Source organism: Marinomonas mediterranea MMB-1 (genome assembly GCF_000192865.1).
Taxonomy (GTDB): Bacteria; Pseudomonadota; Gammaproteobacteria; order Pseudomonadales; family Marinomonadaceae; genus Marinomonas; species Marinomonas mediterranea.
This window is the reverse complement of sequence record NC_015276.1, coordinates 1,065,984-1,083,436: the sequence shown is the minus strand read 5'-3', so window position 1 is coordinate 1,083,436 and position 17,453 is coordinate 1,065,984. Positions and strand designations below refer to the sequence as shown.

Below are 17,453 nucleotides of genomic sequence, written 5' to 3'. Positions count from 1 at the left end.
TAAAAAATACTTACAAATAAAAGTAATGCGAATTATTATCAATTGCATGTTTATTGTCAACATTATGTAAACCCTTAATGTTATTAATTATTTTTATTAGGTTAATTAATTTATTTTTCTTTAGATAAGAAGAGGTTTGAGGTACTTGAATAACAGGTTTGATATGTCATTCAACATCGATTGCTGATGGAAGAGACGAACGCCCTAGTTCATTTACTAGTCGTAATAACGAATGTCTCTGGTCAAATGAACTGAGCGTGTGGGTAATGAACCCTAAACTGAAGCACATTTCACTATCGATTAAAACACCATGAAATTAACGAGAGAACGACACACGTGAGAACAAAAATCACACAGAAACACCGCTTATTTTGTCTACCTAGTGCGGGTAGCTCTGCCTCGATGTACAGGCATTGGGACGAAAAATTGACAGAGGTTCAGGTAACGCCAATCGAGTATCCCGGGAGAGGTGCACGCTTCTCGGCGCCTTACGCAAAGTCGATTAAATCCTTAGCGCAGGAAGTCGCGAATACAATTATTAGAGAAATGACAAACGAAGAGACACCTAACTTTAGCTTATTTGGCCACAGCTTAGGCGCCCTAGTAAGCTGGGAAGTCTGTCTAGAACTGGACAGAAAACAGTATTCACTGCCTCAATCATTATGGGTGTCAGCCAGAAAAGCCCCTCACTTTAAACCGTCCGCCGAGCGTCGCAGCGACCTAAGCGATAAGGATCTGCTGAGTTTACTAAACAACATGGGCGGTACCCCGGCCGAACTTCTAGCGGCGCCTGAATTTCAGGCGCTTATGCTGCCCATAGTCAGAGCGGATTTTAAACTCCACGATAACTACCTTTATGACCGAGAACACAATGGTACACCGCGATTAGCCATTCCCATCATTGCGTTAGGAGGGAAAGCGGATGAACAAGTTCCTTACGACACGCTCAGAGAGTGGCAGCAGTACACGACAACGGGGTTCGAACAATTTGAATTTTCTGGCGGGCATTTTTATCTGCAAGAGCCTGATTTTTTAGATTGGCTGCAAGGCAAGCTACCCCTTTTAAACAATTGATAGAGGGCTTTGCCCTTGAAGACGGAGGTAAAAACAGTGTACTTGTCAAAGAAGTGCACTCAGGTTCAGGGCGACCATTCTTGAAGCCCATGTTTTCGGTCCCAAGTTTGCGTAAACTCTGTAAAGGATTTACGCTTCGCTCGGGACGTCCGCTTAGGCGTACCAATGGATAAAACGCCAAGAACACTGTCTTCGGTTTTTAAGTTGAGAAGGCGGTGCAAGCCATCATCCGCTTCCAGCGAATGCCAAATACCCGCAAAGCCCAGTGCATGAGCGGCCAATAAAATATGTTCACACGCCGCTGCCCCCGCCATCTGTTGATCCAATACAGGAACGTGATGCTCTAATACTAGATTAGAGCAAACAAAGATCATCATCGGAGTAGATGCAATCTCCCTCACAAAGGCATTCAAATGTTGTTCAGACATAGAGCCAGCATACTTATCCTGAACCAACAACGACAGGTCTTGAATCCCTTGACCTTGAACCACAATAAAACGCCAAGGCTTAATATTGCCATGATCTGGTACGGTCATGGCAGCCTGCAATACAGTTGCTAACTGCGCTTGATTGGGCGCAGGATCAATCAGGTTTCCACGTGCATATGAGCGCCTGCTCATTAGCATTTCAATTGCATCCATTAGTCGCTTTTACCCTCAAATACCCTATCGTGTACTTTCCGCTAAAGCGGAATCTTTTATCGATGTATGAAACAGTGAGTCCGAATGAAGATCAAAGTCTGTTATTCCACCTTGATCCAAACGATACACTCGATCTGCGGCGTCAAAATAACGATCATCATGACTAATTGCAATAATGGTTTTTCCAGCAGCTTTTAACTCAGGCAATATTTCCCGATAAAACACCTCACGAAACACAGGGTCTTGATCCGCCGCCCACTCGTCCAGCAAAAGAACTTGACGATCTTCCATATACATCAGCAGCAGAGCCAATCGCTTTCGTTGCCCTTGAGATAAAGAGGTGGTTGAGAGCTGACCATTTTTTATGGACACTTTATGATCGATAGCAAGACGCTCAAGGTAATGGCGTACACGTTCATTAAAGTAGTCTTCACGACTATTTACTTTAACATCTTCATCGCCGAGCGTACTTTCATTGGCGCCACTCAGCACATCATCGAATAAGAAAAAGTTTGGAAAAATCGTTGAAAAACAGCTGCGGTATTCCGCCACACTGTCATGCGTTACCAAGTCGTCATTTACCTTCACCGAGCCGCTTGTAGGGAGGTACAGGCCCGTTAAAAGCTTCGCCAAAGTGGATTTACCACTCCCATTACCGCCAATAAGAAAAACCAACTCACCGCGTTTAAGCTGAAAGTCAATTGGCCCCAACATAAAGCCTGATTCATCGCCTTGAGTCGGGTATTCATAGCACGCCTTATTCAAAGAAAGAGACTCAAAATGCAATGCTTGAATCGGCTCATCACGCTCATTACTCGTTTGCTCTTGATCCGCAAGTTTCAGCTTATCAATCGCTTTAAGTGCGACTGTGCCGCGTAATACAGCCGGAATGGCTTCTAAGATCATGGCGATAGGGGTTCGTAGAAACATGGTTGTCAGTACATAGCCAACCACTACATCTTGCGTAATAGACTCTAGTGTCATACCAAGAAAAAACACTAACCCGATCAGGGCAAAAACCAAGACCGTCGTCCAATTCAAGTTAATCGCCCAAAGCAAGTCGGCCTTAATCGCCGTATCCATTGCCCCTTTAGCAGCGGGCTCTAAACGACGATCAAACAAATGACGTCGCCGAGGCTGACTGAGCCCCAGCTCATTACGCCCTTCTATTACCGCTTCGTACTGCTCAAACAAGCGTTCGTCATAATAACGAACATCGGCCATCATCTTTTTAATACGTCCGACTAACTTGAAGTCACCCCAAACACCTAATGCAACCAGCAAGACAGTGCACAAAAACAAGATGGGCGAAAGCCACGCAAGATAGCTAATACCTGCGAGCAACAGTAGCCCGTTGTATAAAGACACCGGCAACTGCTTCGTTGCGTTCGCGACCATCGTTACGTCACGGGTCAATACGTTGTATAAAGCGGGGCCACCTAATTGCTCTTGACGTGCCAGTGACGTATTCAAAATACGTTGTACAAGCTGTAAGCGCAGCTGATACACCATACGGTGCCCTAAACCGACTAACAGCGACTGAGACCACACGCCACTCATAAATAAAATCGATACCATAGCAAGGTAAGCCAACACACCGTAGGTTAACGAGCCTAAACCATTTTCCAACGCATGATTCACCCCGCCAATGATCATGACACCAGCGACTGCACTCAATGCGCTGGCCACAATCGCCAACAACATGGTTCGCCGAGACTGCGCCAGCAGTTGTTTAATCATTTCCATCTTTATGCAAGTTCCTCATAGGGTTGGCCTTCTATTACTTGGTTTTTCGTTACTTTTTGAGTGACATCCCCATTAATAAGTCGAGAGGTGAGTTCATCCGCCAATTGCACAGAAGACAAAATAGAGAAGTGATCTGACGCGATATGCGCGCCCTCTAACTCACAATCCGTCAAAGCGTGCCAAGCACGGTAACCCGATGCATTATCATCGCTACTCCACGCCCATAAGGGTACGCTAAGCTTAGGGATATCCAAACGATAAAACACTTTTTTCAATACCCAGCGCTGTGCCATGTTTTTATAAAGCGTTTGTACCGGCAAGTCATTCCCTAATACGGATTGAATCACTTCACTTTTTAAAATTTGCTCAAGACCACTCAAATAATTATTGGTCGCACCCTCTGTCGATAAAATCGCGTCTAACGACTTCATTTCTGTTTCTTGAAGCTTAATGTCGTTGATCTTGAGGTAATGCTCGACATCCTGTCTTAGCTGCACTCCCTCATCATCTTGATCTTCTTGTGCCTGATTTGGGTCGTAATCGATCAGTGCAACGGATCGGATGGTAAAGCCATGTTCAATCAGTCGTTGCGCGACATGCATCATTTGACGTGCCGCTAAACTCCAACCGGTCAGCGTTAAAACGCGCGACTTTAACGGCATGAGCTGAGCGAGATAATCCGACATCAAATATTCAAACTGCGCGTCCTCTGACACCGTCACCACCTCGGTATCCGACCTTAAGCCGTACACGGCGACCTGATCACTCAGTTTGTTTAACAAAGGCTCATAATGATGAAAATGGTTGCCATGAGAATGCATCACAACGAGTGTAGCTTCTGAGCTATCTTTTACTTCAAGGCTGTCTGTTACTTCTGCGCTATCTGGCTGATGAAGCAACACTAGGCGCTCACTGTTGTGCGCGCCTTGGTTTAATAAACCTCCCATCGCATCACTACTTTCATCGAGGTACGCAGCCAATGCTTCGATACTGGGTTTTCGGAACAATAAATCCGTAGGCAGCTCACGCTCAAATCGTTGACGCATACGGGCAACAACTTTTATCGCGGCAAGCGAGTGCCCTCCAATATCAAAAAATGTATCATCCACGCTAATCTTGGATTGCTGCAAGACCGTTTGCCAAATATCACTGATGAGCTTTTCAGTATCATTTCGCGGTGCAATGTAAGTTTTAAGCGACGTTTGACGTGCTTGCTCCAGCAAGGCATTGCCATCTATTTTACCATTCGCAGTAAGGGGCAAGTGGGTCACGCAATGCATCTGAGCAGGAACCATATAGTCTGGCAACTGCTTAACTAACTCACGCCTTAACACCGCTTCATCAAGCTGACCACCTGCGTAAGGCACCACAAAAGCGACTAAATACGCTTGCTCGCTTTGCCCTTTGTCCTCACCTTGGCCTTGCAGTAACACAGCACAATGTTGAACCGTATGATGAGCAGTCAACACAGACTCTATTTCTTCAAGCTCAAGACGAAAACCACGAATCTTAACTTGATGATCAACGCGACCTACAATATCAATGCCACCGTCTGCCCGTCGCATTGCGAGATCTCCTGTTCGATAACAGCGCTCACCCAAAACAAACGGATCGGGTAAATAACGCCCAGCAGTTTGATTTGCAGCACCGATATACCCTCGACTCACATTGGAACCAGCAATGTACAACTCTGCTATTTGCCCTGACACCGCTGGATTTAAGTTTGAGTCCAATAAATAGATACGCGTGTCGCCCAATGTCCCAGTCAATGAATCAAGGTTAGTCTTATCACGTTGCAGGGAACCTTTTGAGGTAAGGTCTGAATTGCAGCTTGACGAACCAAGTGCAAGCGCGACCTCACGCCACAATACGCCAACCGTTGTTTCTGTCGGACCATAATGATTAAAGAGTCGGCACTGCATTACACCATCCAACTTGTAAGCCGCCAACTCCGCCAACAACGTATCACTTATGCGCTCGCCGCCCAATACCAAGGTATGTTTGGGCAATATCGTGCGCGCATCTGAGCCAGTCAGCAGAGCAGACAAATGTGACGGGACAATTTTCAAGCAGTCTAAAGGATGTTGATTAAGGTAAGCCGCTAATTTTGCGCCGTCGGTGCTTTCTTCTTGACCCAGTAAATGGACACAACCTCCTTGTAGCCAAGCAGGAAATAACATGGTGTTGCCTAAATCCGCCATCAAGGAAGAAATTAATCCGTAGTGTCCTGACTTAGGCAAGCCCAACGACGTCATAACCGATTGGCTGTAATGCAAAATGTTCTCATGCGTCACTTGAACGCCTTTCGGCTTACCTGTCGAACCCGAGGTATACAGTACATAGGCTAACTGATTCGGACAGTGTTTGACGCTCGATAATCGCTTAAGAGCCTCTGTACTTGGTGAAGCCGATAATAAGGCGGCCCATGCTATGCACTTTTCACCTAAGCTCTCTCCTAAACTTTCACCTAAACAGTCTTCACTTCCCACCAAGCGCTCGTCGTCTTGCGTAATGATCACCACAGGGCTAGCGTCAGCGACAATCGCCTGAAGGCGCGCTTGAGGCAGTGCTGGATCCAAAGGCAAATATGCCGCTCCAGATTTCAAGACCGCCAACGCCGCGACTAACCATTGCGCGCCGCGAGGCAAACATAAAGCCACAATAGATTCCGGCCGAGCGCCTCGATTACCTAGTTCAATGGCCGCAAAATCACTTTGTTGGTCGAGTTCTGCGTAGGTAACCAGTCGTTTACCGTCTCTAATAGCCGGAGTATTAGGTGCTGTTAATGCCTGTTGACGAATCCGGTTTAGCAACCCCGTTAGGTTATTCAGATCCGTTTCTATACTCTCATCATCTCCCTTGTTCTGAGATGAAAGCGCCGCCGTTACATGCTCATCATCGAGCAAAGCATTTAGTTGCCCTAATGCCGTCTCTGGCTCAGCTAATGCTGCAGACAGCATAAGCGGCAATCGATTCACAAGACGTGTCATTGACAGTGGATCATATCGTGTCGAATCATAAGTTAGACACCACTCTCCGTCGCCTTCTTGTGTGGTAACAACCTGCAACTGTAAACGGTCTCCCTCTGACAAATACGAGTCGGCCGTCATGTCTTCAATTCGATTTTGACTTCGATATTGAAAGATCACGGGTAACGCGTCAGTGATCGAATCCGCCACTTGTTGCACGTATTCTTGGCCTTCAACTTGTTCCTCAAGAATAGGCTGAAGACTCGTAACCGCTTTTTTCAAACTCATAGTTGAAACATCGTAAAATGGCATCGGTAAGCGTTGCTGCAACAGACCAAAACAATCATCGAGTTCCTCATAGTCATCACGCCCATCGTGATAACGGCTAATTTGAAATTGTTCACGGCCACTTACCCGCTGCAACAACGCCGCCCATATGACGAATCCCAAGAGTTGTGGCTCGACCTCCCATTGAGCCGCCCATCCCACCAAAGTGTTTTGTAATGTTCGAGAGAAAGGCACACGCACGCTGTGCGCTATCGGCTCGCGGCTAAGTGTTGTCGCTCTTGAAAGACGCTCATTTAACTCAACCGTTGGCAACTCACTCCATTGAATACTGTTCCAAAACGCAATGGCATCGTCTGCGTCTTCGTCCTCTTGGAGGTCAGTCACCCAACCCGCATAATCCAAATATTGCATTTCAGGTTCGATATCCGCAGGACGATCTCCCACCACGACCTCACGAATTCGTGCAACGCTTCCTTCATCCAGAGTCAGCGCTGAACCGACTAATACTAAGCGATTATTCATGCCATCGTCAGACGAAACAAACCAAGACAATAAATGAGGACGCTCTTGAGCAAACACTTTCTGAGCGTCGATCAACAAAGACTCAGAACGATCAACAACGCGAATAGAGCGCCAATTCAAGCGCGCCGTTTGCACTTGCTGTCGCAATACATTAAAACCCTCAGGAACACCGAACTCAGTCGTAAGCGCATGTTGATGCGCCATTAAACTAACCAAACGAGAGTGCGCGTCGTGTTCACTGACTTGACCTAAATTAAGCCAAAATGCCCGCGAGGCAACGCGTCCCGAACGCCCTATCAATGCACGTTGTTGATAGGTTAATGCCATACCAGTATCAGGTAGAGTCAAGTTTGCTAGATGTGAGTTCATTACGCCCCCTCCTCTACCACTTTTTTATCCGTAGTGACGTGATCTAACGTAAACGGCTTGGCGCTCTCAGTATGATGTTCTGTTAAAGAATTGAGATCATCCAGTTGTTCTCGGCGATATATATCCCCCATCGCAACCGCCATTTTTCGCTTTCCTTCAAACGGATCGCGGGCGTGTGCAGCCAACATGTTATCCAGCATAACCACATCACCATGCTGCCAATCGAACCGTACGGCGTAACGTTCGTACAGATCACTGATCAAATCGACCACCTCCTGTTCAAGTGGCTCCCCATCACCGTAATAAACATTACGGGGCAAGTTTTCTTCTCCACCAACCGTCAAAAAGTGCTCGCGTACATCCGCTTCAAGGAAGCTATAGTGATGCAGCTGAAGCTGATTAAAAAAGCTCATTTCTCCCGTAACAGGGTGTCGAATCACCGCTGGGCAGACTTGGCTAATACGCAATTTGTCTTCGTCATACCATTCAAAATCGATGCTGCTTTCGCGACATATTGCTTCCACTTCAGAGCGGTCTTCCGTCTTAAAAAAGTGCTGCCAACTCACATCCAACCCACTAAAATTACGCACGTACTGCAACTGTTTCTCTTGTAGTTTTTGACGCACCTTTTCAGGAAGGCGTTGGTACAAAACTCGACAATCAACAATCGGTGTACAACCACCTGATTCAGCGGCAACCTCACAGTAGAACCACTGTCTACGCGGCCATCGGTGTTGATGCGAGCTTTCGTTATGGAACATAATCATTTGATTATTAGGATACGGCGTCGATTGATAAATTTTCTTACCAACCTCTTTTTTAGGTAAGTCCCCATACTGACCATACAGCTCGGGATAGATCCCCTGACAAAAAGATTCAAACGCCACTGGCGTGGGTAAGTTAAACCCTCGGAACAAAATACCGCCATGCTTTTCTACCCAAGTCATGATTTGCGCTTGGTTTTTTTCCGCCCACGCTTTCGGATCTAAGCCGGGCTCTTTACAGGTAACTAAAAGCGGAAAAGGGGTGTCAGGATTCAGTGGTCGCGCCTCTACCAGTGCCGGGCTAGAAGCGGAAGTGGATTTGGTTTTCTTCATTTTGCTAAGTTTGCTTAGCTTACGTTTAATTGGCGGTGTCGTTTCCATAGTAGAATGAGTCTCTGCCGAAATAGTGGAACTAGGTTGACAATTGTCTTGGGCAATTGAATTGTTGTGACTAATAGAAGTGCGCTGACTGCGCTGCTCGCTAACGCGTCGTTTTAAGGACAATAAAGGCATGTTTGGTTGTTCAACAATGCACTCAAGCAACGCCAGTAAATCCCGACCTAAACGCTCAATCGTTGAGTTTTCGAATAATGCTGTTCGATACACCCAACGCAGCGCTAACTGAGTCTTACCTTGCTCATCTAGGTCTTCGCTAGCAAACAACGCCATATCAAACTTTGAATGTTGTTGTTCATTGATATGAGGCGTAACACGAAGACCGTCGATATCACGTTGCGCACTTGGCGTATTTTGCATCACCAGCAAGGCTTGAATTAATGGGTGAGAACCCTGCACACGAACTGGTTGAACCGTTTCTACAACGCGATCAAACGGAGTGTCTTGATAAGCTAGCCCATCCAGACAGACCTGCCGAACCTGTTGCAAATAGTCACTGAAAGTATCCGTCGCTTTTGGCTTCATTCTTAGTGCTAATAAATTAACAAAAAAACCGACCAACTCTTCTGTCTCTGCCTGATTTCGATTCGCAACATCCGTCCCCATCACAATGTCTTGGGCCCCTGTCTCTATGTGTAATTGAGACGTATACGCCGCCATCAGTAACATAAACAAAGAACAACCTTGCTGATTCGAAAATTGATGAAGCGCATTGGCTAGTGATTCTGACACCTGAATATCAACCGCCCCACCAGCATCTCCGGCCTCTTTCGTTCGCGGCCGATCCATCGGCAACGCCAACTGATCAGGCATACCAACTAGGTGTCGACGCCAATATTCCAAGCCAGCTTGCTGTCGCATCTGCATTTCTGGCGTTTCCTGCCAAGCGGCGTAATCTATATACTGAATCGGCAATGCAGGTAACGAAGCACTCTTGCCTTGAACTGCGTTCTGATACGACTCGATGAGATCATTTGCCAATATCGCCATCGACCAACCATCCGACGCAATGTGATGCAGCACCAACTGAACGTACCAATGCTGTTCGCTTAATCGATACAAGGTAAGACGCAACGGGCTTTCTTTGGTTAAATCAAACGGCGTATTGGCGGCATCGCTCCAGCGAGCTTCCAGAACCTCATCTGCACTAGCCAGCGACCCCCCATCAAGCTCCACGACCTGAATAAGGGGGATTAAATCGTTATTTACACCTTGATAACCTTCGCCATTCTCATCCGCATGATAAGTCACACGCAGAGTCTCATGTCGCTGGGCAACGGCGTAAACCGCCTGTTTTAACGCTTCTATATCGAGTCGATTTGACGCTTTGTCAGCCTTACCTTCTGTGACAGTGCGCTCCAGTTGAATCACACTACTCATATTAAAGCTCACATCATGTGGCTTAAGTTGCTGCATAAACCAAATCCGGCGCTGCGCTGGTGAAAGCGGCATGTTTCTATGTCGATCCACCACTGGAATAGTATGACTTTGATCCGTTAAAGACGCTGAATGTTCTGACAAATAAGAAGCAAGGTCACTCAATACAGGCCTTTCAAACAAAGTACGTAGCGGTACATCGAATCCCTGTTCACCGAGTCGAGACCGAACCTGCGCGGCCATTAAGGAATGCCCCCCTAAATGGAAAAAGTGATCGTGTTTTTGCAAGGAGTCTCGCTTAAGCAGAGCGCGCCATATCGTATAAACAATGCGCTCATGGGTAGAAAATACGTCTAATCTGGATGAGCTATCCATCGCATCTCCGTCAACGCCCATGCTTTCACTCAGTGGTCGTTCCGAGAGAGCCTTTCGGTCAACCTTGCCACTTGCATTCAAGGGCAACGTATCCAACCACTCATAACCTTGAGGCAACATGTATTCCGGCAGTGTCAACGCCAGAAAATCATGGATGCGAGATTCAAACACGTCAGACTGAGCAGCGTCTTCCACCTGTGATGCTTGCACACACCACGCAATCAAACGTTCTTGTTCTATGGTCACCGCAGCTTGAGCAACCAGTGGGCTGACGGCTAACGCAGCTTCAATTTCACCTAACTCAATCCTAAAGCCTCGTAATTTAACTTGCTGATCCACCCGACCAATAAAGTACATTGCACCGTCAGACAAACGTTTAACGAGGTCTCCGGTACGATATAAACGCCCACCTTGACCAAAGGGATCGGGTAAGAAACGTTCTGCGGTTAATTCAGGGCGACCTTGATAACCGCGCGCCACGCCTTCACCCGCAATATACAACTCACCGACAACGCCTCTCGGTACAGGGTCCAATTGTGCATCAAGCACATAGCAGTGATTATTAAGCAGAGGCTCACCGATCGGCGTCAAAGGCAAGTTTGATTCCTGCACATTGTAAGACGACGACCAGACTGTTGTTTCCGTAGGTCCGTATACGTTAATGAGACTACGACACTGATCTTTAAGCTTTCTCGCTAAGTCACTGTCCAGCGCTTCACCACCCGCCAAGGCGGTTACGTTTGCCAACGCATGAGCAGGTAAGCCTTCTAATAAACGCCATCCCGACGGTGTAGCTTGGACAAGATCAACATCAAATTGGGTGATAAGCTCACCAAGTTGCTCTCCATCGCGACGCGCTTCATCATTGGCTAAGACCACTGATGCCCCTTTTACCAAGGGTAGGCATAACTCTAGTCCTGCGATATCAAATGTGATGGTGGTTAAAGCTAAAACATGATTAAACGGCGGTAAGATACGCTCCATCGCTCGAAGGAAGTTGGCGAACTGACGACGTTCTAACTGCACGCCTTTTGGTACTCCCGTTGAACCGGAAGTGTAGAGGGTATAAGCCAATGACGCGTCGGGGACACGTATCTCAGTATTGCGTGATGGCAACTTCGAGAGTTCATCACGAAGGTCATCTAGGTTCACTCTTTCTAAGCCCGGCACTTTCAACTCATCTAACGCATCGATGGTCGAACGATCACATAAACACAAGGACGCACCCGCTCGTTGTGCAATCAACTCTAATCGAGCCTTGGGCTGAGTCGGATCAAGCGGAACATAAGCCGCGCCGACTTTTTGAATGGCTAACATAACAATCAACAACCGGCTGTCTCGTGGCAAACAAAACGCGACTATCTTTTCACGGTTGCGCTCTTTTTGAGCCTGTTCTTCTAATGGCAAGCCTTCTAGAGGCTGATCTACAAAACCGCTATGAATCAGCCAATGAGCCAGACGATTCGCTTGCGCGTTTAATTCGCCATACGTTAACGAGCCGTCCATAGCATGTAACGCCCACGCATTAGGCGTGTCTTCAACTTGAGTTTCAAAGCGACGGATAAAGTCATCTTCCGACCGAATAAGGGATATCGGCCCACGCGCTTGATCTTGTTGCATTGACGGCAAGGACACACTGCTTAAAGGTCGAGACGTCTGCGCAGTCTCCAGAATTTGCGTCACAATAGCGCGATAATCACACAACATCTGATCGGCGGTTGTGCTAGCGAACAAATCTCGATTGTATTCCAGCTGAATCGACAACGTTTGCTGACGGAAAACATTTAAACTCAACTCACTTTTACTGCTCACGTCCTTTTGCGGAAGCGCTTCGATGCTTAGCCCAGGCAAGGTCACCGAGCGCTGCCCTTTCACATCCGCTTGATAATTAAACAATGTCTGGAACAACGCTGGGCGCGCCATATCACGCTCAGGTTGAATCTGCTCTAGTAAGCGCTCAAGTGGCATCGGCTCACTCAGATCTTTCAGCGTATCCGCCGCCGTTGCACACAACCACTCATTGACACTTTGACTCGCGTCAATTTGGCTACGGCACACAAGCGTATTAATAAAAACACCGACCATATTTTGGCAATCTGGATCATCACGGCCCGATACGGGAACCCCAACAGCAAAATCGGTTTGCCCACTGTAGCGCCACAAGAGTAATTTCCATGCTGCAAACAACACTTGGAATGGCGTAACTTCCAGACTCTGTGCCTTACGCTCAAGTTGCGCAACGGATTCAATGGGTAAAGTTACCTCTACACGCGCACCGTGATCAGTTTGTACATCAGGGTAAGCATAGTCCGTCGGTAACGTCAGAGTATGCGGCATTCCTTGAAGACGTTGCTGCCAATAAGCATCTCGGTTACCTTGAACTTTTTCTTGTTCACTCAGTGCTTGGTCCGTGATTGATTGCTCAGTGCCTACTTGATCTAGTGTTTTGGACTTGGTTAAAGACTCTTGTTTCGCTGCCCAATCTATGTAGGAAGGCGTCATCTGAGAAATGGACACGTCCTCTCCCGCTACGGCCTGTTTATAGAAAGCGAGGAAACGTTGTACCAGTAACCCCATAGACCAACCATCCGTTGCGATATGATGAATGTTAATCAACAACTGGTATTCCAAGGCTCGCTTTTCAGAGTTGTTATTTGTTTCTAAAGTGCGATTTAGCTCTATATTGACGTGTTCATCAGTCAGGCAAAAAACATCCAATGACCAAAGTTGACCGCGCTCTAAATCAAAGACACGACGCTCTTTATCTTGCACCAATGCCTCTAAATCCTCGTAGCGGGTGGAATGAACGGTCATAGGAGACGGCAATGCCCCCACTTCCTCCATTGTCATCACCCTCTGCTGAACCTGACCCTCTTGGCTGACAAACTGGGTACGCAGCATCTCATGTTGGCACAGCATTGCGTGGCAAGCCGCTTCCAACGCCTCTAAGTTCAAGCGTGCGATATCTGAATTTGGCTTAACGACCAAGCGCTGCATGACATTCCATGCGCTGCTTTTCGGTGAAATTTGCTGCATAAACCAGATGCGTTTTTGCGCGTCTGATAACGGGTGAGAGCGTGCTCTATCAACACACGTCAATGACGAAGACGGCGTATCTAATGTATGGGGGTGATGATCTGTCTTAACCGTATCTGGCGCCAATGCTTGAGCTAATGCTTGAGGCGTTTTATGTTCAGCAAGCAGTTTGGGAGACAAGGCCACGTTCAATGCTCTTGCTCGCGCAATCAATTGCAAACTTAGGATGGAATCACCGCCACATCGATAGAAATCGGCATGATGGTCTAACTCAGGCCGCGCTAATACCTCACGATATAAGTCCCTAAGCACTTCAGCGACGGGGTCCAGTTTATCCGATTCAGCTTCATCACAAACCGCTTGCTGATGAGTGTTGGCTTTACCATGTGCACTGCTGTTTTCGCTTGCATCGGGTATAGAGGCCGCCATCGCTTTTAGGGTTCGATGCCGCATCACATCCAACGGTGTCAGTACCGCCCCTTGTTGTCGCGCTAACCCAATCAATTGCAAACTCAGAATCGAATCGCCTCCCAACGCATAAAAGTCGTCGTCAGGCGCAACGGATTCAAGGTTTAAAAGCGAACACCAAAGCGGTGCTAATAATGCCTCATTCGCCGTTAATCCTTGCGCCGAAACGGTGGCGTTCGCGGCACTATCATAATGAGCGTTGCCAGTGTCATTAGAACGCTTTTTCTCTAACGATTCTGAGACGTCGGCTGCGACCGCGTTACGATCTATTTTGCCATTGGCATTCAATGGAATTGAATCAAGTCGAATTAAATGATCCGGCACCATATAGTCAGGCACACCTGCTCTCATGCGCGTCAATAATGCCTCATCATCCACGTTCGTTTTTGATTCAAACACAGCGATTAACAATGCACGTTGATCACTCTGCCACGTCAAAGCATACGCATTATGAACATCGTCTTGAGCTTGCAGCCAACCACTGACTTCCCCTAATGACAATCGATAACCACGACGTTTAATTTGATCATCTAAACGCCCAAGGTATTCATATACACCCTGATTATTCAAACGCACTCGGTCACCACTTCGGTAATAGCGGACGCCGTCTTGACCTGTGACAAAGACGCGGTTGAGTTCGGTTTCGGATTGACGTGAATAATACCCCTGTGCAAGTTGAGGCCCTGCGATCCAAAGCTCACCAGTGGCCCCCATAGGTAAACGCTGCCCATCTTCCGAGCGAACATCCAATGTTGATTCTGGCAACGCCTGTCCCAAAGGCGCGATACTACTCAGTCCGGCAAAGTTTGCCTCGCTCGCTAACACATCTGAACTTAAAACACTGTAACTGACACCCACAGTGGTTTCGCTAGGGCCATAGTGATTAATAATCGCCATGCTAGGTGATAGCTCACGAAGCTGACGAAAGAGTGCGGCGTCCAAACCTTCACCGCCGCTGATCAAGGCTTTCTTAGGTAAAAGACGCGACGGAGAAGAGACACTTAATAGCCCACGTAAATGAGATGGCACAATCTTCAGGTAATCAGCTGGATGCGCCTCTAAAAATTCAGCTAAGGCAGGAGGATCAAAAGCAAGATCCGCATCGGGCAGAAGCAAGGTCTGGCCTTGATACAACGCCGCTAATACAGAGGTAAGACCAAGATCCGCAGACACCGTCGCTAACGTTAGCCAGCTTGCTGTATTGATATCTTTATCATTGGCTTCATCGCTAGACTGATTCACCGCCTGAGAAATAGCCGCTGCATAGTGGGCTACTGCGCCATGAGACACCATAACGCCCTTCGGTTTACCTGTGGAACCCGAGGTGTAAAGAATGTACGCGGTATCTTCAGCGCTAGCTTCGTTTGTGCTCTTGTCATTAGCGCTCTTGTCTTTCGAGCGATAACGTTCAGAATAAGCGCCCTGCTGCGTTTCGAAACTCTCCACTTCACCGTCTTCATTCGACAACGTAGCCCAAGGCGGTAAATTCACAACGGAGCACGTTGAAGGAACTGCCGCAGATAAAGACAATCGTTGTTTATCTTGCCAAAGCAGTGCGACCTCAGCGTCTTCCATCAGCGCGAGTAAACGCAGTTCGGGCTGACGCGGGTCAAGCATCAAAGCCACTGCACCAACACGCCAACACGCCAGTAAACATGCAATTTGACGGGCTTCACGTGGCATTAGAATGGCGACACGCTCTCCCTTTGCCACTCCTTGCTCAATAAGTTGACTCGCCAATCGATCAACGACACGATTCAACTGAAAATAAGAGATTGTCTGCTCGCCCGTATCCAAAGCAATGCGAGACATCGTCGACCAATGCCCTACTCTGTCATTCATCAATTGAGCGGTATTGACTAGTGGAGCGCCCTGTTGACCGCTTAACCCTGACGAAAATGTCACCTCGGACAAACGCATTTGTGGCGTAACTAGCGTTTGCTCCAAAACAGCCTTTAAATGCGTTAATAGTCGATCAATGGTGGCAGTATCGAACAACTCACGACTGTGTTCCAGCTCTAAACGAATCCCTCCCTCATTCGGCTCAACCACTCGTAATGTGAGATCGAAACGGGCATGTCTTTGTTTAGGCTCAATAATGTCTACTTGCGTGCCCGCCAACCTAATCCGCTGGCTCTCTGGTAACGCCACATGCACAAACATGACTTGGAACAACGCGCCTGAGGTTTCGCTAGACTGATTATCCGCTTGCTCCGACACCGATTTATGCAATGCCTGCACCTGCTCAAAAGGCAGATCTTGATGATCAAATGCGCCAGCGGTAACAGACTGAGTACGTGCCAACGACTCTAAAAAGCTTGGATTGCCGTCTAATGTTTGGCGCAACACCAAGGTATTAAGAAGCGGTCCAACAAGGGGACGAAGCTCTTCTCGACTCCGGTTAGCAATAGAGCTACCAAAACAAAAGTCGGTTTGCTGACTGTACCGAGACAGCAACCAACTAAAAGCCGTCTGCAAGTAGATATAAAGCGTTGAGTTGGTCTGATTAACCGCCTGACGTATCTGATCAGTGAGGTTAGCCGATACATTCAAACACTGTACGGCGCCTTCATAACTACGTTCATGGTCCGGTTTTCGCATTCGGTCATAAGGTAAGGCCAACGTCTTCGGTATACCGGATAACTGCTGTTTCCAATACTCACATTGACGTTGGAAATCCTTTCCCTCGCGCCACAATGTTTGCCAGTGAGCGTAATCCGAATATTGGATAGGCAAGTCAGGCAACACAGCCTTTTCTTCACTGTGACAGGCAGCGCTATAAAGCAACGTCAGTTCTTGATTAAGTTGTTGAGAGGACCAAGCATCAAACGCAACGTGATGAATAGTAAAAAACAACCAATAATGGCGCTGCTCGGTATCAAGTCGCGTCGCCTGATAACATTGAATACGCAGTGGCAAACCAGCTTCGAGGTCAAAAGGTTCCGCTAGCTGGCGTTCATATTCCCGTTGATACCATGCTTCCTGCTCCGTTTTATTCGCCAGTATTTTCGCTTCTGTACGGATTGAAATCAGTGCAGATGGCATCAACTCAGGTAACCATTGGCCTTTCTCGTCCATCGGGTAACGCGTGCGCAGCACCTCATGACGCTGAATCAACGCTGCAACGGCCTGCTCCAACGCGTTGACGTTCAAACCCTCGTCAAAGCACAATACGGAGCACAAGTTATATAAAGCACGTGTCGACATTTGCTCAGCCACAAGAAAGCGTTGCTGAGCAAGTGAAAGGCCTCTCCCCTTTGTAACGGACTCTGATGATGTTTTTTCTGTATCGGCTAACATCGGCACAATGGGTAACTGCCAACTGTTAATACCTTGCTGCTCCAATTTATCTCGAAATATCTGCTGTTTGTCTTTTGGTAGACTGGCCAAACGTTTCGCAATGTCTAAGTATCGTGTTTGTTTCATAT

The 17,453-nt window shown here is 47.5% G+C and carries 5 protein-coding genes; 1 reads left to right on the top strand and 4 read right to left on the bottom strand.

Annotated elements, in window-relative coordinates; translation table 11 throughout:
• The first annotated feature begins 336 nt into the window (after positions 1-336).
• Entirely contained in the window at positions 337-1,074 is a 738-nt protein-coding gene (locus MARME_RS04865) for a thioesterase II family protein (RefSeq protein ID WP_013660141.1), read from the top strand.
• A 65-nt stretch (positions 1,075-1,139) separates the two neighbouring features.
• Here the strand turns inward: MARME_RS04865 and MARME_RS04860 are convergent, their stop codons facing one another.
• Genes MARME_RS04860 through MARME_RS04845 form a run of 4 tightly spaced genes read right to left on the bottom strand, consistent with a single transcriptional unit; the run spans position 1,140 to position 17,451 of the window.
• Positions 1,140-1,715: a nitroreductase family protein gene (locus MARME_RS04860; protein WP_041647761.1), complete on the bottom strand. Its 576-nt coding sequence runs from the start codon at positions 1,713-1,715 to the stop codon at positions 1,140-1,142.
• A 24-nt stretch (positions 1,716-1,739) separates the two neighbouring features.
• Positions 1,740-3,461, bottom strand: a complete 1,722-nt coding sequence (locus tag MARME_RS04855) for a cyclic peptide export ABC transporter (protein WP_013660139.1) — start codon at positions 3,459-3,461, stop codon at positions 1,740-1,742.
• A 2-nt stretch (positions 3,462-3,463) separates the two neighbouring features.
• Positions 3,464-7,609: a non-ribosomal peptide synthetase gene (locus MARME_RS04850; RefSeq protein WP_013660138.1), complete on the bottom strand. Its 4,146-nt coding sequence runs from the start codon at positions 7,607-7,609 to the stop codon at positions 3,464-3,466.
• Complete coding sequence (locus MARME_RS04845) at positions 7,609-17,451, bottom strand: non-ribosomal peptide synthetase (protein ID WP_013660137.1); 9,843 nt, start codon at positions 17,449-17,451, stop codon at positions 7,609-7,611. The genes MARME_RS04850 and MARME_RS04845 overlap by 1 nt, the downstream gene beginning before the upstream one ends.
• Between the last annotated feature and the right edge of the window lie 2 nt (positions 17,452-17,453).

Coding starts and splice junctions, on each gene's coding strand:
- MARME_RS04860 (WP_041647761.1), bottom strand. CDS start 1,715: ATGGATGCAATTGAAATGCTAATGAGCAGGCGCTCATATGCACGTGGA.
- MARME_RS04850 (WP_013660138.1), bottom strand. CDS start 7,609: ATGAACTCACATCTAGCAAACTTGACTCTACCTGATACTGGTATGGCA.
- MARME_RS04855 (WP_013660139.1), bottom strand. CDS start 3,461: ATGGAAATGATTAAACAACTGCTGGCGCAGTCTCGGCGAACCATGTTG.
- MARME_RS04845 (WP_013660137.1), bottom strand. CDS start 17,451: ATGAAACAAACACGATACTTAGACATTGCGAAACGTTTGGCCAGTCTA.